The 20,305-nt window shown below is 68.8% G+C and carries 17 protein-coding genes and 2 tRNA genes; 15 read left to right on the top strand and 4 right to left on the bottom strand.

Annotated features, from left to right (window positions below; all coding sequences use genetic code 11):
* Position 1: 1 nt before the first annotated feature.
* Entirely contained in the window at positions 2 to 1,231 is a 1,230-nt protein-coding gene (locus ABZT74_RS08915) for a GNAT family N-acetyltransferase (protein ID WP_356172843.1), read from the bottom strand.
* A gap of 170 nt (positions 1,232 to 1,401) precedes the next feature.
* On the opposite strand from ABZT74_RS08915, the gene ABZT74_RS08910 reads away from it, so the two are divergent.
* Both ABZT74_RS08910 and ABZT74_RS08905 read left to right on the top strand, forming a co-directional pair.
* Complete coding sequence (locus tag ABZT74_RS08910) at positions 1,402 to 2,574, top strand: PP2C family protein-serine/threonine phosphatase (RefSeq protein ID WP_355863414.1); 1,173 nt, start codon at positions 1,402 to 1,404, stop codon at positions 2,572 to 2,574.
* A gap of 113 nt (positions 2,575 to 2,687) precedes the next feature.
* Positions 2,688 to 3,143: an HD domain-containing protein gene (locus tag ABZT74_RS08905; protein WP_355863416.1), complete on the top strand. Its 456-nt coding sequence runs from the start codon at positions 2,688 to 2,690 to the stop codon at positions 3,141 to 3,143.
* Between the two features lie 191 nt (positions 3,144 to 3,334).
* Here the strand turns inward: ABZT74_RS08905 and ABZT74_RS08900 are convergent, their stop codons facing one another.
* Positions 3,335 to 4,534 carry an acyltransferase family protein gene (locus tag ABZT74_RS08900; protein WP_356433840.1) on the bottom strand — a complete coding sequence of 400 codons (1,200 nt, stop codon included), beginning with the start codon at positions 4,532 to 4,534 and terminating at the stop codon, positions 3,335 to 3,337.
* A 647-nt stretch (positions 4,535 to 5,181) separates the two neighbouring features.
* Here ABZT74_RS08900 and ABZT74_RS08895 point away from each other — a divergent pair.
* Positions 5,182 to 5,376 (top strand): hypothetical protein, encoded by a 195-nt coding sequence (locus ABZT74_RS08895; protein WP_016435177.1) that lies wholly within the window; start codon positions 5,182 to 5,184, stop codon positions 5,374 to 5,376.
* A 214-nt stretch (positions 5,377 to 5,590) separates the two neighbouring features.
* On the opposite strand, the gene ABZT74_RS08890 is transcribed toward ABZT74_RS08895, so the two are convergent.
* Positions 5,591 to 5,664, bottom strand: a tRNA-Gly gene (locus tag ABZT74_RS08890).
* 162 nt (positions 5,665 to 5,826) lie between these two features.
* Here ABZT74_RS08890 and ABZT74_RS08885 point away from each other — a divergent pair.
* From ABZT74_RS08885 to ABZT74_RS08860, 6 genes are all read left to right on the top strand, one after another.
* A tRNA-Pro gene (locus tag ABZT74_RS08885) sits at positions 5,827 to 5,903 on the top strand.
* 201 nt (positions 5,904 to 6,104) lie between these two features.
* A complete protein-coding gene (gene tig, locus ABZT74_RS08880) occupies positions 6,105 to 7,490 on the top strand; it encodes a trigger factor (RefSeq protein ID WP_356433839.1) in 1,386 nt (461 codons plus the stop codon).
* Between the two features lie 448 nt (positions 7,491 to 7,938).
* Positions 7,939 to 8,544, top strand: coding sequence for an ATP-dependent Clp protease proteolytic subunit (locus ABZT74_RS08875; protein ID WP_060897745.1), 606 nt, complete (start codon positions 7,939 to 7,941; stop codon positions 8,542 to 8,544).
* Positions 8,545 to 8,661: 117 nt separating this feature from the next.
* Entirely contained in the window at positions 8,662 to 9,342 is a 681-nt protein-coding gene (locus ABZT74_RS08870; protein ID WP_355863422.1) for an ATP-dependent Clp protease proteolytic subunit, read from the top strand.
* A 160-nt stretch (positions 9,343 to 9,502) separates the two neighbouring features.
* Positions 9,503 to 10,789, top strand: coding sequence for an ATP-dependent Clp protease ATP-binding subunit ClpX (clpX, locus tag ABZT74_RS08865; RefSeq protein WP_081221566.1), 1,287 nt, complete (start codon positions 9,503 to 9,505; stop codon positions 10,787 to 10,789).
* A 212-nt stretch (positions 10,790 to 11,001) separates the two neighbouring features.
* Positions 11,002 to 11,274, top strand: a complete 273-nt coding sequence (locus ABZT74_RS08860) for a hypothetical protein (RefSeq protein ID WP_356433838.1) — start codon at positions 11,002 to 11,004, stop codon at positions 11,272 to 11,274.
* Between the two features lie 68 nt (positions 11,275 to 11,342).
* On the opposite strand, the gene ABZT74_RS08855 is transcribed toward ABZT74_RS08860, so the two are convergent.
* On the bottom strand, positions 11,343 to 12,326 hold the full coding sequence (locus ABZT74_RS08855) for a hypothetical protein (protein ID WP_356433837.1): 984 nt from the start codon (positions 12,324 to 12,326) through the stop codon (positions 11,343 to 11,345).
* Positions 12,327 to 12,462: 136 nt separating this feature from the next.
* Here ABZT74_RS08855 and ABZT74_RS08850 point away from each other — a divergent pair, with 136 nt between their 5' ends.
* The 6 genes from ABZT74_RS08850 (at position 12,463) to mreC (ending at position 20,291) form a co-directional block, all read left to right on the top strand.
* A complete protein-coding gene (locus ABZT74_RS08850; RefSeq protein ID WP_356433836.1) occupies positions 12,463 to 15,087 on the top strand; it encodes a valine--tRNA ligase in 2,625 nt (874 codons plus the stop codon).
* A gap of 174 nt (positions 15,088 to 15,261) precedes the next feature.
* Complete coding sequence (locus ABZT74_RS08845) at positions 15,262 to 16,797, top strand: folylpolyglutamate synthase/dihydrofolate synthase family protein (RefSeq protein WP_355863428.1); 1,536 nt, start codon at positions 15,262 to 15,264, stop codon at positions 16,795 to 16,797.
* Positions 16,798 to 16,802: 5 nt separating this feature from the next.
* Positions 16,803 to 17,156: a DUF4233 domain-containing protein gene (locus ABZT74_RS08840; protein WP_356433835.1), complete on the top strand. Its 354-nt coding sequence runs from the start codon at positions 16,803 to 16,805 to the stop codon at positions 17,154 to 17,156.
* Between the two features lie 158 nt (positions 17,157 to 17,314).
* Entirely contained in the window at positions 17,315 to 17,728 is a 414-nt protein-coding gene (ndk, locus tag ABZT74_RS08835) for a nucleoside-diphosphate kinase (protein WP_355863432.1), read from the top strand.
* A 384-nt stretch (positions 17,729 to 18,112) separates the two neighbouring features.
* Entirely contained in the window at positions 18,113 to 19,132 is a 1,020-nt protein-coding gene (locus tag ABZT74_RS08830; protein ID WP_164369335.1) for a rod shape-determining protein, read from the top strand.
* A 220-nt stretch (positions 19,133 to 19,352) separates the two neighbouring features.
* Positions 19,353 to 20,291 carry a rod shape-determining protein MreC gene (gene mreC, locus ABZT74_RS08825; RefSeq protein WP_356433834.1) on the top strand — a complete coding sequence of 313 codons (939 nt, stop codon included), beginning with the start codon at positions 19,353 to 19,355 and terminating at the stop codon, positions 20,289 to 20,291.
* Positions 20,292 to 20,305: the final 14 nt, after the last annotated feature.

Here is a 20,305-nt window from a genome sequence, read left to right as displayed (position 1 = left end):
GCTAGAACCCGTGCGGCAGCCAGGGCGCGACCACCGACGTGAACGCCATCGACGTCTCCGCCAGCGCACCCTGGCGCAGCTCCCGCACCCGCCCCGCCGCCGCGAGCGAGGCGAGCGGCACACCGCCCAGATACACCGCACCCAACTCCCTCACGGACAGCGCCAGATCGGGTGAATCGCCGGTCCGCACGCACGAGGCGCCCTTCGCGTCCCCGATGAGCCGCCAACGCCCCTCGTTCCAGGGGCAGAAGGAGTCCTCGACCTCCAACACCACGTCCACCGGGGCCTGATAGGTCCGCGCCTCCAGTGCCGCGCCGACGTCGACGAGCCGCACATGCAGCGCGTCCTTCATCCGTACCCGGCAGCGCCGGATGTCCGAGACCAGGTGCTGCCAGTCCTCGTCGACGGGCCGGCCCCGGGTGTGCAACGTCGTCGTCAGGTCGACGTCGAGCAGGAACCGCCACAGGGCGGCCCGCGCCGGCGGGTCGATCCCCTCCAGATCCTCCAGCCGCACCACGCCGTCGTGCCCCGCCGGGCTCCAGCCCGGCTTGACCCGGAAGCGCGCGTAGCCCACCACCGAGCCGTCCCGCTCCGCGACCACACACTGCAGGGGGGACGCGCCGTCCCGCTCGCCCTCCGGGTCGAGCACCTGGAGCCGCTCCCAGCCCGGCTGGCGGGCCAGCATCCCCGGACGCTCCGGCACCCGCCGCGCGTACACCGCCTCGCACACGTCGAGGACATCGCCCGGCGCCGCGTACCGCAGTCGTACGTCGTCCGTCCCGGGCGGCACGGACAGCCGGACGCGTCCGGTGTCGATCTCGGCGTTGATCTGCAGGGTCCCGATGCCGTAGCCGAACCGGCCGTAGATCGCCGGTTCCGACGCGGTCAGCACGGCGATCGGCTCGTTTCCCGCACGGAGATCGTCCAGCTGCCGCCGCATCATCGCGGTGAGCACCCCGCGCCGCCGGTGCGTCGCGGCCACGCTCACCATCGTCACTCCGGCGGCCGGCACCGAGGCGCCGCCCGGGACGGTGACGCGGAAGGAGAAGGCCCCCGCCGTACCCACACACTCCTCGCCGTCCCACACGCCGAGCGAACGGTCGTACTCTGTGAGCGCGTTCCACAGTTCGCGCTCCTCGGACGACTCCGCCACACCTCCGAACGCGCGGATCAGGTTCTCGTACCACTTGTCCCAGTCGGCCTGCCGGAGCACCCGGACGTCAGTCGTCATAGCCCATGCCTACCAGGGCAATGCGGTACGAGCGAGGGAATTTCGCCCGTCGCCGAGCCCCCGGACCGGAACGTGTCGGTGAAGTTCTCTGTGAAGTTGAGCGCTCGGACGGGGGACAAGTGGGACCTCCCGTGCCAAGCACCTGGTCCGATGGATAGGGTCCCGAACTAATGGCAGCAGGACGAGAGCGGCGCTCGGAGGCCGATACGTTCGCGGCCCGGTTGAAGAAGCAGTGGCACCGGGCCCGCACAGCGCTGCGCAGATCCGCCGTGGACTACTTCCGGGGCGACGGTTCCGACTGGATCGCGCTCGCCGGCCTGCTCATCACGATCCCCCTGATCGCCGCCACCACGCTGGTGAACTCGGTGTGGTGCTCACCCGCCGTCCTCGTCCTGCCGATCGTCGCCGGTGGCCTGCTGCTCCGCCCCGCGAGCCTGCTCGGGCTGTACGCGGCGGCCGCCACCGCGCTGATAGTCGAGTCCGTGAAGCTCGGCCCCTACACAGAGGGCCCCTCCCGGGTCACCCCCGGTGTGGTCCTGGTCGTCGCGGCCTGCGGTTTCTTCGGCCTGCTGATCGCCCAGTTCCGCAGCCGGGTCGGCGTGCCGTGGCGACGCGGCGGCACCATGCTCTTCGACCTGCGCGAACGCATCCGGGTACAGAGCAAGCTGCCGCAGCTCCCCGTGGGCTGGCACCGCGAGATGGCGCTGCGCCCGGCGGGCGGCCAGTCCTTCTCCGGCGACTTCGTCGTGGCCGCCCGGACGAACGGCGGCCGGACCCTCGAAGTCGTGCTCACGGACGTCTCCGGCAAGGGCATGGACGCCGGCTCCCGCGCCCTGCTGCTGTCCGGAGCCTTCGGCGGCCTGCTCGGCTCGCTCCCGCCGCACGCCTTCCTGACCGCCGCCAACGGCTATCTGCTGCGGCAGGACTGGGACGAGGGCTTCGCCACCTCGATCCACCTGGTGCTCGACCTCGACTCGGGCGACTACGAACTCTTCTCCGCCGGCCACCCGCCGGGCCTCCAGCTCAGCGCGGGCAGCGGCCGCTGGGAGGAGAAGGCCGCGGAGGGCCCCCTCCTGGGTGTGTACGACGGCGCCCAGTTCGACCCGGTGAAGGGCTCGCTCCGGCCCGGAGACGTGTTGATGCTGTTCACGGACGGTCTGGTCGAAACCGCCGAACGCGACATCGTCGAGGGCATCGACCGGCTCACCGGCGAGGCCGACCGCTATGTCGCCGGCGGCTTCCACGGAGCCGCCTGGCATCTCATCGAGGCCGTCGCCAAGGACGTCAACGACGACCGGGCCCTGCTGCTGATCTGCCGCGAGGGCCTGACCTCGGCGCGCTGAACCGGGACCCGGGCCCGGGTCCGATCCGGGGCCCGGTCGGGACGGCAGGCCCCGGACATCACGGTTTTCGGCAAGAAGGAGGCAGCGACGTGTTCCGAGGGGACACTGAACCCGTGACGCAACCTCTCCTGACCCTCGCCGAAGTCGAGGCGCTCGCCCGCACGGCGCACGCCGCCCAGACCGACAAGGCCGGCCGCCCGTACGCCGAGCACCTCCAGGCGGTGGCGGACGGCGTCCGCGAACGCGGCGGCGACGAAGACCAGATAGCGGCGGCCTGGCTGCACGACGCGGTCGAGGACGACGCCCTCTCCGAGGAGTGGCTGACCGAGGCCGCGCTGACCCCTCGTACGAAGGACATCGTGCTGGCGCTCACCAAACAGGACGGCGAGTCCGCGGAGGCCTACGCGCGCCGCATCCGCACCACCCGCGGCGCCCTCCTGGTCAAGGCGTCCGACCTGGCGCACAACGCGGACCCGGTCCGGCTCGCGGTCCTCGACGAGCACACCCGGGCCCGCCTGACGAAGAAGTACACGGCGATGCGTTCCCTGCTGGGACTCCCGCCCGCCTGAACGGCCCTGCCCGCGCCGCCACGTGTCCGCGCTGCTCGTCGGCCGCTTCGTGCCGCCCACCGGAGAGCACACCCGCGCCCACGCACGAGGGCGGGCCCGGGATCTCTCCCGGGCCCGCCCTGCGTCATGTCCCTCGCCGACCGGCCGCGCAGTGGCGGGTCGGGTCCCGCCGGCCGGTCGTGCGCGTCTCCCTAGGCGTTGGCGCCGGCGTTGACCTTGGCCCGCTCCCGGGCCAGTTCCGCCGCGTCCTGCTTGAAGGCCCACGCCATCTTCGGCTCCATCGCGAAGCGGAACATCCGCTGGATCGGCCGGGTGCACAGCACGGTGATCAACGCCGCCGCGACGACCGTCACGAAGATCTCCCCGACGGGGGTCTGCACCCAGCTGTGGTCCAGCCAGTTCCACTGCCGGGAGGCGCGGACCACGAAGCCGTGCAGGAGGTAGCCGTACAGCGTGCCGGCGCCGAGCGCCGTGAACCAGTAATGGCGCCCGGGGACCCAGGCGAAGAAGCACGCGGTGAGCAGGAGCGAGCAGCCGAAGAGCGCCAGCGTCATGACCACACCCGCCCACCACGGAGCACCGAGTTCCTGTGCCGCGTCACGGTGGTAGAACCAGGAGTCGTTCATGCGCGGCGCCGCCCAGTAGCCCACGGCCAGGGCGACGGCGACGACGGGCACCGACAGGACGCGCACCTCTCGGCGGCGCACCAGCTGGAAGTGCTCCGGCTTCATGACCAGACCGAGGACGAAGAAGGGCAGGAACTGCAGGACCCGTTGGAGGTCCAGGTCGTTGCCGATCTCCGGCGAGACGCACGCGAGCGCGGCGAGGCCCAGCGCCAGCGGCACCGGCCAGCGGACCAGCTTCCACAGCGGGGCCGTCAGCCGCCAGATGAAGAGTGCGATCAGGAACCAGGTGAGATACCAGGGATCGAGCAGACTGATCGACTGGTCCGCGTTGCCTCCGACATAGCGGTCGTACAGCGAGTACGCGGTCTCGAAGAGGACGTAGGGGACGACGACGCCGGTGACGAGCCGCTTCAGGCGGTCGGGGCGCATGTCGAAGTTCCGCGAGAAGTAGCCGGAGATGATGATGAAGGCCGGCATGTGGAAGCCGTAGACGACGACATAGAGCGCGTCGACCGTGCGGCTCTGTCCCTTCAACGGCTCCCAGGTGTGACCCATGGCCACGAGCACGATCGCCAGGTACTTGGCGTTGTCGAAGAAGGCGTCGCGGCTCTTGCCGGGCTTGCCGCCCGGTGCCGGGCCCGCGGTCGCGGAGGTCGCCGCGGGAGGCGGCTGGGGCGAGCGCTGACTCGGCACCCCGTCCTTCGGCTGCACCGCCGGAGGGAGTGGCGACCCGGTGCGGCCCTGGGGTCGGAGTGTGTTGGTCACAGGCCCTCCCGCCACGAACTTCCGGGGACGGTCCTGAGCCTCGCTGCGCATACGGGAGACGTGGCGTCGTGGGACATCTGAGGCACCCTAGCGTTCTCTGTGTGTTCTCGTAAAACCTTCGATCTCATTCCTGCTTATCGCCTGCGTCTACCCCGGATTTGAAGATGTGTGCCTGTGGATTCGCACAAGATCGCGTATGCCGATTCCCTTGCCAGGAAGGGGTGTTCTGTCCCGCTTCATCCTGACTAAATAGTGCATAACGCCCGCGGGCGACTCTGGTCATATGTCCGGTTCATTAGGCTTTAGTTACCCGTCTCGGGCGTCCGCGGTGTGCCTGTGGCAACAATTCGAATTACCTGCGAACAGGGTGTGTGGACATGGCAACGACCTCTATTAATTTTCTGTGAGGGGTACTGCCGAATTGCCGTACGGGGCTTCGGAGTCGGCTCCCGGCGCGAGGGCGCGCACGTGCGGGAGCCGCCGTGAACCGGTGGGTCCTTGGGCAGCTCTTGGGTCTGTCCTTGGCCAACGATGCGTCACCTGCCGCATACGAACGGCTCGTTGGTGGCACGATGGTTCTGGCGGGGGTGTGCGGGGCTGCACCTCCGGGCCGGGAGTGCGGGACCGACCGTAGGGTGTGATCAGTTGTGGCCATTTCGCTGTCAGTGGTGCTGCTGTTGGCGATCATCCTCGTGGTACTGATCCGAGGAGGATCGATCAAGGCGGGACCTGCCATCGTCGCGGTGCTCTTCGGCTTCTTCCTCGCGTCGACCGGCATGGCCCCGTCCATCAACCGGTTCCTCAACTCGATAGCGGAGACGATCAACTCGATCAGTTTCTGAGGCCACCGGCCACCGAACCCTGCGCGGACACCTGCGACGGGGGTCGCCTCGGCGTCGGCGTCGGGGGACCTTCTGCGTGCGGCACCCCTGATGCGGCCCTCGGGCCCTCGACGGGCCGTGCGAGAGGAGCGGCGGCCGGCCGGCACGCGCAAAGCCCCGGGAACGACCAAGGGCCAGGCAGAGGAACGAACCTCTGGCCTGGCCCTACGTCATATGGAGCGGGCGACGGGAATCGAACCCGCGTAGCTAGTTTGGAAGACTAGGGCTCTACCATTGAGCTACGCCCGCACAGGGTGCGCCGCAGGTCAGCGACCGCGGCACTGGATGCATCGTAGCGGGTCGGCCCCCCTCGGCGCACACCCCGTTTCCTTCCGCGTCGCCCGCCGTGTCGGCCCGGCGAAATGCGGCAGCCGCACCGCTTGCGGGCATGTACCCTACGTGTCGCACCGACGGGGTGTGGCGCAGCTTGGTAGCGCGTCCGCTTTGGGAGCGGAAGGCCGTGGGTTCAAATCCCGCCACCCCGACCACCGGCAGAACCAGCCGGGGCCCTGCCTCGGCAAGATCACCTTTTGGGGCGTGTACTGCCTGCGGCTAGTATGCAAACTGCGTGCCCGTATGTCTGCACTGTTACGTCTCTCAAGGGCCGCGCATCCGCCCCGGGCACCTGCCCGACCGGCGGAAGCACGCAGCAGAACCCCCCAAGAAGTCAGCCACAAGGAGACCGAACCGTGAAGAGCGCCGTGGAGACCCTGAACCCGACCCGGGTTCGGCTCACTGTCGAGGTGCCCTTCGAGGAGCTCAAGGACAGCCTCGACGCGGCGTACAAGAAGATCAACCAGCAGGTCACGGTGAAGGGGTTCCGGAAGGGCAAGATCCCGGCGCGCGTCATCGACCAGCGGTTCGGTCGCGGCGCCGTGCTCGAAGAGGCCGTCAACGACGCGCTCCCGAAGTTCTACACCGAAGCGGTCAACGAGGCTGAGCTGAACGTCCTCGGCCAGCCCGAGGTCGACATCACCGAGCTGAAGGACGGCGAGACGCTGAACTTCACCGCCGAGGTCGACATCCGTCCCGCGATCGAGATCCCGGACTACTCCGGCATCGAGGTCGAGGTCGACGCCGTCGAGGTCAGCGACGAGGACGTCGAGAAGGCCGTGTCCGACCTGCGTGAGCGCTTCGCCTCGACCTCCCCGGTCGAGCGCGCCGCTCAGGACGACGACGTCGTCACCCTCGACCTGGAGGCCAAGGTCGACGGCGAGGTCCTCGAGGACGGCGTCGCCAGCGGCGTCTCGTACACCATCGGCTCGGGCGAGCTGCTCGACGGCATCGACGACGCCGTGAAGGGCCTGGAGGCCGGTGGCGAGACCACCTTCACCTCCGAGCTCAAGGGCGGCTCCGCCACGGGCAAGGAGGCCGAGGTCATCGTCAAGGTCACCCAGGTCGCCGCCCGTGAACTGCCCGAGCTGGACGACGAGTTCGCGCAGCTCGCCTCCGAGTTCGACACCCTCGACGAGCTGAAGGCCGACAGCCGCAAGCGCCTCGAGAACATGAAGCAGTACGACCAGGCCACGCAGGCCCAGGAGCGCGTCCTGGAGAAGCTGCTCGAGCTGGTCGAGGTGCCCGTTCCCGAGAAGCTGCTCGCGGACGAGATCAACACCCGCAAGCACAACCTCGAGCACCACCAGCTCGGCCAGATGGGCCTCGACCTCGCGAAGTACCTGGAGATCCAGGGCAAGACCGAGGAAGAGTTCGACGCCGAGACCAAGGACGCCGCGGTCAAGGGCATCAAGACGCAGTTCGTCCTCGACGAGCTCGTCAACAAGGAGAAGCTGAACGTCAACCAGGAGGAGCTCACCGAGCACCTCATGCGGCGCGCGCAGTCCTCCGGCATGTCCCCCGACCAGTTCGCCCAGGCCGTCGTCGAGGGTGGCCAGGTCCCGATGCTCGTCGGCGAGGTCGCCCGCGGCAAGGCCCTCGCGGTCGTCGTCGAGGCCGCCACGGTCAAGGACACCAACGGTGAGGTCGTCGACCTGGACGACGACGAGGACGAGACGGCCGAGACCGTCGAGGCCACCACCGAGGCCGAGGCCGAGGCCGAGGACAAGCCCGAGGCCTGATCACCTCATCTTGTACGCCGGCAGATCCGTACGCCGGTAGCTCTGTATGTCGATGGGCCCCGGAGACGTTCTCGTCTCCGGGGCCCATCGGCCTACCGGGGGCGCGGGGAACCGCGCGAGCGACCCCCACCGCCCCGCAGCCGCGCCAAGGGCCCCGGGGCCATCGGACGGCGCGGTCCTCCGAGGCCCTGACGGGCTCCCTGAGCCCCTCCGGGGACGGGATCAAAACCCCGGTCAGGCCAGCGCAGCGCATGCGCTCACAGCGAACAGTTCCCTCTGCGGGATTCCCCGGAGGGACCCGCGCGTTAGGGTCCATGAAGACGAGGGCAGGGGAGTCCCCGAAGCCGCCCCGAGCGGTGTACAGCACCGGGGTCCCACGCCCCCAGCAGAAGACGTGAGACGGCCCGGCGCCGTCGTAAGACGAGCAGGTGGATACGTGACGAATCTGATGCCCACAGCTGCCGGCGACCCCATCGGTGGTGGCCTCGGCGACCAGGTCTACAACCGACTGCTCGGCGAGCGGATCATCTTCCTCGGCCAGGCGGTCGACGATGACATCGCCAACAAGATCACGGCGCAGCTGCTGCTCCTTGCCTCCGACCCGGACAAGGACATCTACCTCTACATCAACAGCCCCGGCGGATCCATCACGGCCGGCATGGCGATCTACGACACCATGCAGTACATCAAGAACGACGTGGTGACGATCGCGATGGGCATGGCGGCCTCGATGGGCCAGTTCCTGCTCAGCGCGGGTACGCCCGGCAAGCGTTTCGCCCTGCCGAACGCCGAGATCCTGATCCACCAGCCGTCCGCGGGTCTCGCGGGCTCGGCCTCGGACATCAAGATCCACGCCGAGCGGCTGCTGCACACCAAGAAGCGGATGGCGGAGCTGACCTCCTTCCACACCGGTCAGACCGTCGAGCAGATCACTCGTGACTCGGACCGCGACCGCTGGTTCGACCCGATCGAGGCCAAGGAGTACGGCCTCATCGACGACATCATGCCCACCGCTGCCGGAATGCCGGGCGGCGGCGGCACCGGGGCGGCGTAAGCCCCTCCAGTGCCCCCGGAGGCGGCACAGGGCCCCTCGTCGCCCCCGGGCGACACAGGGCCCCGGCGCGGCCCCCAGCCGACCGCTCAGCCCTTTTCAGGCTTTTCAGGAGACACAGTGAACGACTTCCCCGGCAGCGGCCTCTTCGCCCGCACGGAGGCCGAGTACACCGGTCCTCGTGCGGAGTCCCGCTACGTCATCCCGCGCTTCGTCGAGCGCACCTCGCAGGGCGTGCGTGAGTACGACCCGTACGCGAAGCTGTTCGAGGAGCGCGTGATCTTCCTCGGCGTGCAGATCGACGACGCCTCAGCCAACGACGTCATGGCGCAGCTGCTGTGCCTGGAGTCGATGGACCCCGACCGTGACATCTCGGTCTACATCAACAGCCCCGGTGGTTCGTTCACGGCCCTCACGGCCATCTACGACACGATGCAGTTCGTGAAGCCGGACGTCCAGACGGTCTGCATGGGCCAGGCCGCCTCGGCCGCCGCGATCCTGCTGGCCGCCGGCACCCCGGGCAAGCGCATGGCGCTCCCGAACGCCCGTGTGCTGATCCACCAGCCCTACAGCGAGACCGGCCGCGGACAGGTCTCGGACCTCGAGATCGCCGCCAAGGAGATCCTCCGGATGCGTTCGCAGCTGGAGGACATGCTGGCCAGGCACTCGACCACGCCGATCGAGAAGATCCGCGAGGACATCGAGCGCGACAAGATCCTCACGGCCGAGGACGCGCTCGCGTACGGCCTGATCGACCAGATCATCTCCACCCGGAAGATGAACAACTCGGCGGTTGTCTGACGTACCGCTGTATCGTCTGCCGTTCCCTGGCGCGGTTCGCTGCGAAGTGAACCGCGCCAAGGGGGGCCCGAACGAGGGGCTCGGCAAGGTACCGTCGGACATAAGGCAGCACCAGGAGCCGCTGGACCCAGGCGACTCCCAGGCGAAGGGGAAGCACACCGTGGCACGCATCGGTGACGGCGGCGATCTGCTCAAGTGCTCGTTCTGTGGCAAGAGCCAGAAGCAGGTCAAGAAGCTCATCGCAGGCCCCGGTGTGTACATCTGCGACGAGTGCATCGATCTCTGCAACGAGATCATCGAGGAAGAACTCGCGGAGACGAGCGAGGTGCGCTGGGAGGAACTCCCCAAGCCCCGTGAGATCTACGAGTTCCTCGAGGGGTACGTGGTCGGACAGGAGTCCGCCAAGAAGGCGCTCTCCGTCGCGGTGTACAACCACTACAAGCGCGTCCAGGCCGGCGAGAACAGCGCGGGCCAGAACCGCGAGGACGCCATCGAGTTGGCGAAGTCCAACATCCTTCTGCTGGGCCCCACGGGCTCCGGCAAGACGCTGCTCGCCCAGACCCTCGCGCGCATGCTGAACGTCCCGTTCGCCATCGCGGACGCGACGGCGCTGACGGAGGCGGGGTATGTCGGCGAGGACGTCGAGAACATCCTGCTGAAGCTCATCCAGGCCGCCGACTACGACGTCAAGAAGGCCGAGACCGGGATCATCTACATCGACGAGATCGACAAGGTGGCCCGCAAGAGCGAGAACCCGTCGATCACGCGTGACGTGTCCGGCGAAGGCGTCCAGCAGGCCCTGCTGAAGATCCTCGAGGGCACGACGGCCTCGGTCCCGCCGCAGGGCGGCCGCAAGCACCCGCACCAGGAGTTCATCCAGATCGACACGACGAACGTCCTGTTCATCGTGGGCGGAGCCTTCGCCGGCCTGGAGAAGCTCATCGAGTCCCGGGCGGGCGCCAAGGGCATCGGCTTCGGCGCGACGATCCGCTCGAAGCGGGAGCTGGAGTCCAAGGACCAGTTCGAGGACGTCATGCCGGAGGACCTGGTCAAGTTCGGCATGATCCCCGAGTTCATCGGTCGTCTCCCGGTGATCACCTCGGTCCACAACCTGGACCGCGAGGCCCTGCTGCAGATCCTGGTCGAGCCGCGCAACGCGCTGGTCAAGCAGTACCAGCGGCTCTTCGAACTCGACGGCGTGGAGCTGGACTTCGAGCGCGAGGCCCTGGAGGCCATCGCCGACCAGGCGATCCTGCGCCAGACCGGTGCGCGAGGTCTGCGCGCGATCATGGAGGAAGTCCTCCAGGCCGTGATGTACGAGGTTCCGTCCCGCAAGGACGTCGCCCGTGTCGTCATCACCGCCGACGTCGTCCTGTCGAACGTCAACCCGACCCTGATCCCGAGGGACGCCCGCCGCGGCGGTCCGGGCGAGCAGAAGACGGCGTAACGCGACACCTGACGCGGAAGGGGCGCCCGGCGGAATTCCGCCGGGCGCCCCTTTCTCTTGGCCAAGTACGGACGGCTCTCGCGACGCGGGTCGAAACGATCGAGTCAGGTTCGTGGGAAGTCCTGTAACCGCGCCGCTCCGCGTGATCTAGTCGCCGCGTTCGCATCGACCGTGCGTTCGATTAGGTAGGCAGAGAAACGGGAGGACTCGGTATGAAGTCGCAGAAGGTCAGGCGCACCTCCATGGTGGCAAGTGTCGTCGCGGCCTTGGGGGTTGTACCCCTTGTCGCGGCGAGCCCCGCGTCCGCCACCGTCAAGCAGTGCACAGCCGTGGTGAGTCATGCCGGATACGTCGTGGGCCCGAAGGTGAAGACGGCGTGTGGCTGGCCGCACGTCGGCGGGCAGGCCAACGCCATGTGCCTGCAGAAGCTGATGCTCGCCGGTGTCCGGTACGAGGTCGCGAACACCGCCTGTCAGCGGGCCTGAGCGCGTAGCGGATACGCACGGAGGGGCGCGGCCGACCGGCCGCGCCCCTCCTCATGTGCGGCGAAGGGCTAGGCCTTGACGCGGACGTCCTTGCGGAACTTGGCCGTGAGGTCGGCCGCCTGGCTCAGGTCGGGGCTCTTGCCCGTCATGGCGGCGGCCAGGTCGACGTCGATGATGACGCCGAGGGTGCTGTGGTCGCCCCAGATGCACACCGGCATGTGGATCTCGCTCGGACCGGAGCCGGACGTGTCGGTGTCCTTGACCTTGGTCTCCTGGCACTTGAGCACCGCGCCGTCGAGACCGCTCGGCGTGTACGCCTTCGGGCTGCCGACGACCTCGCCGTCACCGTCCTTGGTGGCGCCCTTCTTCATCTCGGCGAACATGCCGTCGACGACCGCCTCGGGGTCGGCGATGTCGCCGTACACACCCATGAAGTTGATCATCTTCAGCGCCAGCGGGTTGTTCTTGTCCCCGGACTGGTATCCGGCGTGCACTTCCTGGGCGTTCTTCACGCCGTGCTTCTCGGCGTCCTTGACATCGTTCGCGTCGAAGCCGCCGCTGTCGGCGTCGCTGGACTTCTTGTACTCACCGCCGAGGACCGTCGCCGGCGTCGTCAGCTTGTGGGGGCCGTCGTCGGCGACGTTCGCGCCGCCGCCGCCCCCGCCGATCGCGAAGTACACGGCCACGGCTATCGCCGCGACCACGGCGACGCCGCCGATGATCAGGCCCGTCTTCTTCTTGCCGCCGGACGGCACCGGCGGCATCGGGGCGGTGTTGTACGGGGGCTGGCCGTACGGGGGCTGCTGGCCGTAGGGAGGGGTCTGCGGCTGGCCGGGCTGCGGGGCCTGCTGCGGGTAGCCGTAACCAGGCTGCGCCGGGGGAGCCTGCTGCGGGTATCCGTAGCCCGGCTGGGGAGCCTGCTGCGGCGGCTGGCCGTAGGGGCCCGGCTGGCCGTAGGGCCCCGGCTGTGGGGGCTGCCCGCCGCCCGGCTGACCGTACGGTCCGGGCTGCTGGGGCTGCCCGCCGTACGGGCCCGGCTGGTTGTAGCTCATTTCTGGGTTCCCCTCCAGATGCTTATGTGTTCCTGACATCCTGGCGCACCGGGCGAGGGGCCAGGTCTCCGGGGGCCGCACCGTTACGAAGTAATCCCGTTTCGGGACACGGGCGTGACGCCCCTAAACTGACCCCGTGACCGAGAACTCTCAGCAGCCGCAAGCAGCGCCCACCTCCGAACTGCCGACCCAGTACGCGCCGGCCGATGTAGAGGGGCCGCTCTACGAGCGCTGGGTAGAACGGGGTTACTTCGAGGCGGACGCCAAGAGCGACAAGCCGCCGTTCACGGTCGTCATCCCGCCGCCGAACGTCACGGGCTCCCTCCACCTCGGGCACGCCTTCGAGCACACCCTCATCGACGCCCTTACGCGCCGGAAGCGCATGCAGGGCTTCGAGACGCTGTGGCAGCCCGGCATGGACCACGCCGGCATCGCCACGCAGAACGTCGTCGAGCGGGAGCTCGGCAAGGAGGGCAAGTCCCGGCACGACCTGGGCCGGGAGGCGTTCGTCGAGCGCGTCTGGCAGTGGAAGGCCGAGTCGGGCGGACAGATCTCCGGGCAGATGCGCCGCCTCGGCGACGGCGTCGCCTGGTCGCGCGAGCGCTTCACCATGGACGAGGGTCTCTCCCAGTCCGTCCAGACCATCTTCAAGAAGCTCTACGACGACGAGCTGATCTACCGCGCCGAGCGCATCATCAACTGGTGCCCCCGCTGTCTGACCGCCATCTCGGACATCGAGGTCGAGTACCAGGACGACGACGGCGAGCTGGTCTCCATGAAGTACGGGGACGGGGACGACGCCATCGTCGTCGCCACCACCCGTGCCGAGACGATGCTCGGTGACACCGCCGTCGCCGTCCACCCCGACGACGAGCGGTACAAGCACCTCGTCGGCAAGCTCATCCGCCTCCCGCTGACCGAGCGGTCCATCCCGGTCGTCGCGGACGAGCACGTCGACCCCGAGTTCGGCACCGGCGCCGTCAAGGTGACGCCCGCCCACGACCCGAACGACTTCGAGATCGGGCAGCGCCACAACCTGCCGAACATCGCGGTCATGGACGAGCACGCCGTCATCACGGTCTCCGGACCCTTCCAGGGCCTGGACCGCCTGGAGGCCCGTTCCGCGATCGTCGCCGCCCTGCGCGCCGACGGCCGGATCGTCGCCGAGAAGCGGCCCTACGTCCACTCGGTCGGCCACTGCTCGCGCTGCAAGACCACCATCGAGCCGCGGCTGTCCATGCAGTGGTGGGTCAAGGTCGGCCCGCTCGCGAAGGCCGCGGGCGACGCGGTCCGCGACGGCAAGGTCAAGATCCACCCGCAGGAGATGGAGAAGCGCTACTTCGACTGGGTCGACAACCTCCACGACTGGTGCATCTCGCGGCAGTTGTGGTGGGGCCACCGCATCCCCGTCTGGTACGGGCCGGACGGCGAGATCGTCTGCGTCGGCCCGGACGAGGAGGCCCCCACGGGCGAGGGCTGGCACCAGGACACCGACGTCCTCGACACCTGGTTCTCCTCCGGCCTGTGGCCGTTCTCCACGCTCGGCTGGCCCGAACAGACCGAAAGCCTCGCGAAGTTCTACCCGAACTCCGTCCTCGTCACCGGCTACGACATCCTCTTCTTCTGGGTCGCCCGGATGATGATGTTCGGCCTGTACGCGATGGACGGCACCCCGCCGTTCCACACCATCGCCCTGCACGGCATGGTCCGTGACCAGTTCGGCAAGAAGATGTCCAAGTCCTTCGGGAACGCGGTCAACCCGCTGGACTGGATGGACAAGTACGGCAGCGACGCCCTCCGTTTCACGCTCGCGCGTGGTGCCAACCCCGGTGTCGACGTGCCGATCGGCGAGGACTGGGTCCAGGGCTCGCGCAACTTCGCGAACAAGATCTGGAACGCCACCCGCTTCGCGCTGATGAACGGCGCGACGGTCGAGGGTGAACTCCCGCCCGCCGAGGAGCTGTCGGCCACCGACCGCTGGATCCTGTCGCGGCTGAACGCCACGGTCGCCGAAGTGGACGCCCTCTACGACGACTTCCAGTTCGCCAAGCTGTCGGACGCCCTGTTCCACTTCGCCTGGGACGAGGTCTTCGACTGGTACGTCGAGCTGTCCAAGACGACGTTCATGGCGGGCGGCGAGCCGGCGAAGGTCTCCGGTCGCGTCCTCGGCGAGGTCCTCGACGTCACGCTGCGGCTGCTCCACCCGATCGTCCCGTTCGTCACGGACACGCTCTGGACGACCCTCACGGGCGGCGAGTCCGTCGTCATCGCCGAGTGGCCCAAGGACAGCGGCTTCCGCGACACCGCCGCCGAGCGGGAGATCGAGTCCCTCCAGTCGGTGATCACCGAGGTCCGGCGCTTCCGCAACGACCAGGGTCTCCAGCCCGGTCAGCGGGTCCCGGCCCGGCTGGTCCTCGACGGGACGGCGCTGGCCCCGCACGAGGCGGCCATCCGCCAGCTGCTGCGCCTCCAGCCGGAGGGCGACAGCTTCGCGGCCACGGCGACCCTGCCGGTGGCCGGCGCGACGGTCGCGCTCGACCTGTCGGGCACGATCGACGTCGCCGCCGAGCGCAAGCGGCTCGCCAAGGACCTCGCCGCCGCCGAGAAGGAGAAGGCCCAGGCGAACGCCAAGCTCGGCAACGAGGCGTTCCTCGCGAAGGCTCCCGATCAGGTGGTCGACAAGATCCGCACCCGCCTGGCCAAGGCGGACGAGGACATCGCCCGCATCCAGGACCAGCTGACCCGCCTCCCCGAGGCGTAGTCGCCGGCCCCACGGAGACACGAAGGCCCCCGGACCGCTCGGTCCCGGGGGCCTTCGCCCTGCGGGGCCAGCCCCTTGCTCGCCCCCTCCGCCCGAACCCCGCTCCTCAGGTTCCGGAGGAGGCGCAAACCCCCACACGCCCGCACACCCCGCCCTCTCCGTAGACTGGCCCCCGTGAGCGACCTCCCCCCGCACGACAGCAGCGCGTCCGACGATCCGGAGCGTGATCCGCTCGGTCTCTTCGAGGAGATCGTCGAGGCCGAGACCGACCGGGACCCCGATCTCGCGGTGATCGCGGCAGGCAGCCGCACCCTGCGCACCCAGGGCCACGACGGCCGGCAGGCCGATGTGCCCGCGCGCCCCGCCGACCCCGAGGTCGACAAGGCGTTGCGCGAGGTCGAGACGGAGCTGGCCGGCCGCTGGGGCGAGACCAAGCTGGAGCCCTCCGTCGACCGCATCGCCGCGCTGATGGACATCCTCGGCGAGCCGCAGCGCGCGTACCCCTCGATCCACATCACGGGGACCAACGGCAAGACCTCCACGGCCCGCATGATCGAGGCGCTGCTGAGCGCCTTCGACCTGCGCACCGGGCGCTACACCAGCCCGCACGTCCAGTCGGTCACCGAGCGGATCAGCCTGGACGGGGCACCGATCTCCGCCGAGCGGTTCATCGAGACGTACAACGACATCAAGCCGTACATCGAGATGGTCGACGGTCAGCAGGAGTACCGGCTGTCCTTCTTCGAGGTGCTGACCGGCATGGCCTACGCGGCCTTCGCCGACGCTCCCGTGGACGTCGCCGTCGTCGAGGTCGGCATGGGCGGCAGCTGGGACGCCACGAACGTGATCGACGGCGACGTCGCCGTCGTGACCCCCATCGACCTCGACCACACCGACCGGCTCGGCGAGACGCCGGGTGAGATCGCCGTCGAGAAGTCCGGGATCGTCAAGCAGGACTCCACCGTGATCCTGGCCCAGCAGCCGGTCGACGCGGCCCAGGTGCTGCTGAAGAAGGCCGTTGAGGTCAACGCGACAGTCGCCCGCGAGGGTCTGGAGTTCGGCCTCGTCGCCCGCCACGTCGCGGTCGGCGGACAGCTCCTCACGCTGCGCGGTCTGGGCGGCGAGTACGAAGAGGTGTTCCTGCCGCTGCACGGTGCCTACCAGGCGCACAACGCGGCCGTGGCGCTCGCCGCGGTCGAGGCGTTCTTCGGCGTCGGCTCGGCGCACGCCGAGCGGCTGGACATCGACACCGTGCGCAAGGCGTTCGCCTCCGTCACCTCGCCGGGACGCCTGGAGATCGTGCGCCGGTCGCCGACCGTGGTGCTCGACGCCGCGCACAACCCGGCCGGCGCCCGGGCCACCGCCGAGGCGGTGAGCGAGGTGTTCGACTTCAGCAGGCTCATCGGGGTCGTCGGAGCGAGCGGCGACAAGAACGTGCGGGAGCTCCTGGAGGCCTTCGAGCCGATCTTCGCCGAGGTCGTCGTCACGCAGAACTCCAGCCACCGCGCGATGGACGCGGACGAGCTGGCCGGGATCGCCGTCGAGGTCTTCGGCGACGACCGGGTGCAGGTCGAGCCGCGGCTCGACGACGCGCTGGAGGCCGCGATCACGCTCGCCGAGGAAGAGGGCGAGTACGCGGGCGGCGGCGTGCTGGTCACCGGATCCGTCATCACGGTCGGCGAGGCCCGACTGCTCCTGGGGAGGGGCTGACTGTCGTGCGTATGCTCTGTGCTTCCACGCTGATCGGCGAGTTCTTCGTCATCGGTTTCGCCGGGCTCGTCGCCATGAAGGAACCGGATCTGTCCACGGCCACGGTCTGGACGGTCTGCGGCACCCTGATGGCACTGAGCGTGCTGTTGTGCGGCATGATCACGCGGCCCGGCGGTGTCCAGCTCGGCTGGGCGCTGCAGATCCTGCTGATCGCCGGGGGCTTCTTCGTCCCGTCGATGTTCGTCCTGGGCGCGATCTTCGCCGCCCTGTGGTGGGCGTCCGTCCACTACGGGCGGAAGATCGACGAGGCCAAGGCGCGGTTCGCCGCCCAGGCGGAGGCGGGCGGCACGCCGGCCTAGGCCTGCCCGTCGGGAGGGGGCGGCGACACACCGGCGTAGGCCGGTCGTGGGACGGGAGGGTGATGCGTGCCCGTATCACCTGACGCTGAGTGACAGCGCCCCCGACACGCCCTGTAGCCTCGGTCACCCGCACATTTGTGACCTGAAGGAGCCACCCAGTGAGCCAGCGCACCCTCGTCCTCCTCAAGCCCGACACCGTCCGTCGCGGCCTGACCGGCGAGATCATCAGCCGTATCGAGCGGAAGGCCGGCTGGCAGATCACCGCGCTGGAGCTGCGGACCCTGGACCAGGAGACGCTGGAGCAGCACTACGGCGAGCACAAGGGCAAGCCCTTCTACGAGCCGCTGGTGCAGTTCATGGCCTCCGGCCCCGTCGTGGCGCTGATCGTCGAGGGCGAGCGGGTCATCGAGGGCGTCCGCGCCCTCGCCGGTCCCACCGACCCGATCGCCGCCGCCCCCGGTTCCATCCGCGGTGACTTCGGCGTGATCGTCCGCGAGAACCTGATCCACGCCTCCGACTCCGAGGAGTCCGCCGAGCGCGAGGTGAAGATCTTCTTCCCCGGCCGCGGCTGAGCGTTCGCGACGCCGCCGCGTTGCCGCGCACGAAGGGTCCCGTCGGCCGTCCGGTGGATCTTCCGAGCGCGTCGCGTGGCAAATTTTCGAGAATTTTTCTGAGGGGGCGTCAGCCGCTCTCGGACAGCCTGACCTGGGGCGGCCGTGGAATTTCCGGCCGTCCCGTGGCATATGCGTGCCGATCGGGGGAACGCGTGCCCCTGATGGCCCGTCTCCACAAGCGAGGCGGCTCGCCATCTGCTGACAATGGCGAAGACCCTCGCGCAGTGTTCGGGCAGGCGCGTCTACGATGGAAGCCTTCACGTCACTGCACCCACCTCGCCGTCCTAAAAAGCCGTCAAAGCTCCACTTGGGAAGGCCAGACGAATCCTGATGGGGAACTCAATGTCGTTCATCGGCCGTGACATGGCTGTCGACCTCGGGACCGCCAACACGCTGGTGTACGTCAGGGGTCGCGGGATCGTACTCAACGAGCCGTCCGTCGTCGCGATCAACACCAACACCGGTGGCATCCTCGCGGTCGGCGCCGAAGCGAAGAAGATGATCGGGCGGACCCCCGGCAACATCGTTGCCGTGCGTCCGCTGCGGGACGGTGTGATCGCCGACTTCGAGATCACCGAGCGCATGCTCCGCTACTTCATCCTGAAGATCCACAAGCGGCGCTACCTCGCCCGTCCCCGTGTCGTCGTCTGCGTGCCCTCCGGCATCACAGGTGTCGAGCGCCGTGCCGTCATCGAGGCGTCGTCCCAGGCCGGCGCCCGCCAGGTGCACATCATCGAGGAGCCCATGGCCGCGGCCATCGGTTCCGGTCTGCCGGTCCACGAGGCCACGGGCAACATGGTGGTGGACATCGGCGGCGGCACCACGGAGGTCGCGGTCATCTCGCTCGGCGGCATCGTGACCGCGCAGTCCATCCGCGTCGCGGGCGACGAGTTGGACAACGCGATCATCCAGCACATCAAGAAGGAGTACAGCCTCCTTCTCGGTGAGCGGACGGCCGAGCAGATCAAGATCACGATCGGTTCGGCGTACGACCTCGACAATGACGAACACACCGAAATCCGCGGCCGGGATCTCGTTTCCGGGCTGCCCAAGACCGTCGTCATCTCCGCGGCCGAAGTGCGCAAGGCCATCGAAGAGCCGGTCAACGCGATCATCGACGCCGTGAAGACGACCCTCGACAAGTGCCCGCCGGAGCTCTCCGGTGACGTGATGGACCGCGGAATCGTTCTGACCGGCGGCGGAGCCCTGCTGCGCGGCCTGGACGAGCGACTGCGCCGCGAGACCGGCATGCCGATCCACATCGCCGAGGACCCGCTCGACAGCGTGGCGCTCGGCGCCGGGAAGTGCGTCGAGGAATTCGAGGCGCTCCAGCAGGTTCTGGACGCCCAGCCGCGCAGATGACGTAACGCTTCGATTCCGCCGTACGAGATGACCCCTTCTCGTACGGCGGATCATTGGTGTGGAGGCATAAACTCCTGCGACATAGAGACATAACCTCTCCCATAACACTCACCCCGTCCGCCACCCCATCACCCCAGCCTCACCGCACCCACGGGCCGGCTTCTCGCCCGGGGTGCGCCCCTGTTGACCCATTTCGACGAGGAAGGCACGGCCGCCGCACGTGAGGGACACACGAGAGAGCCGGCTGCTCCTGGTGCTGCTGATCGCCATCGCGTTCGCACTGATCACGGTGGACATCCGCGGCGGGCAGGACTCACCGGTCGACGGTGCCCGACAGGCCGCCGCGACGGTCTTCGGCCCGATCGAGAACGGGGTGTCGTCCGCGGTCGACCCCGTCGGCAACGCCGTGGCCGCGGTCCGCGACTCGGGCGACCGTCACGACCGCGTCGCCCAACTGGAGCACGACAACGCGGCGTTGAAGGCGAAGCTCGGCAGCGACGACCGCAACCGCAGCCGCCTCAAGCAGCTCGACAAGATGATCAAGGTGGCGGGCGAGGGCCAGTACGGGATCAAGGGCGCCGAAGTGATCGCCATAGGAGCGGCCCAGGGCTTCTCCTGGACCGTCACCATCGACGTCGGCGCCCACGACGGCATCAAGCGCGACATGACCGTCCTGAACGGCGACGGACTCGTCGGCCGCGTCACCACCGTCGGCCCGGACACCGCCACGGTCCTGCTCGCCAACGACCCCGACTTCACCGTCGGCACGCGCATGGAGTCGAGCGACGAACTCGGCTTCGCCTCCGGACAGGGCGACAGCCCGCTGCGCGTCGAACTCCTCAACGCCAAGGCGAAGATCAAGAAGGGCGACCGGCTGATCACCTTCGGCTCGCAGGCCGACAAGCCGTTCGTGCCCGGCGTACCCGTCGGCACCGTCTTCCGGGTCGACCCCTCCGGCGGCGACCTGACCCGCACGGTCTACGTCAAGCCGTTCGTCTCGTTCACCAAGCTCGACATCCTCGGGGTCGTCGTGACCGCCCCGAAGAGCGACCCGCGCGACGCCGTGCTGCCCCCGAAACCGAAACCCACGCCCACGCCGACGGTGACCGTCACGGTCACCCCCTCGGCGAGCGCCCCCGTCGACGGCCAGCAGCAGTAGCAGGAGGAGCCGAA

This window comes from Streptomyces sp. NPDC005302 (genome assembly GCF_040607345.1).
In the GTDB taxonomy this organism is placed as follows: domain Bacteria; phylum Actinomycetota; class Actinomycetes; order Streptomycetales; family Streptomycetaceae; genus Streptomyces.
This window is presented reverse-complemented; position numbering and strand designations above follow the sequence as displayed.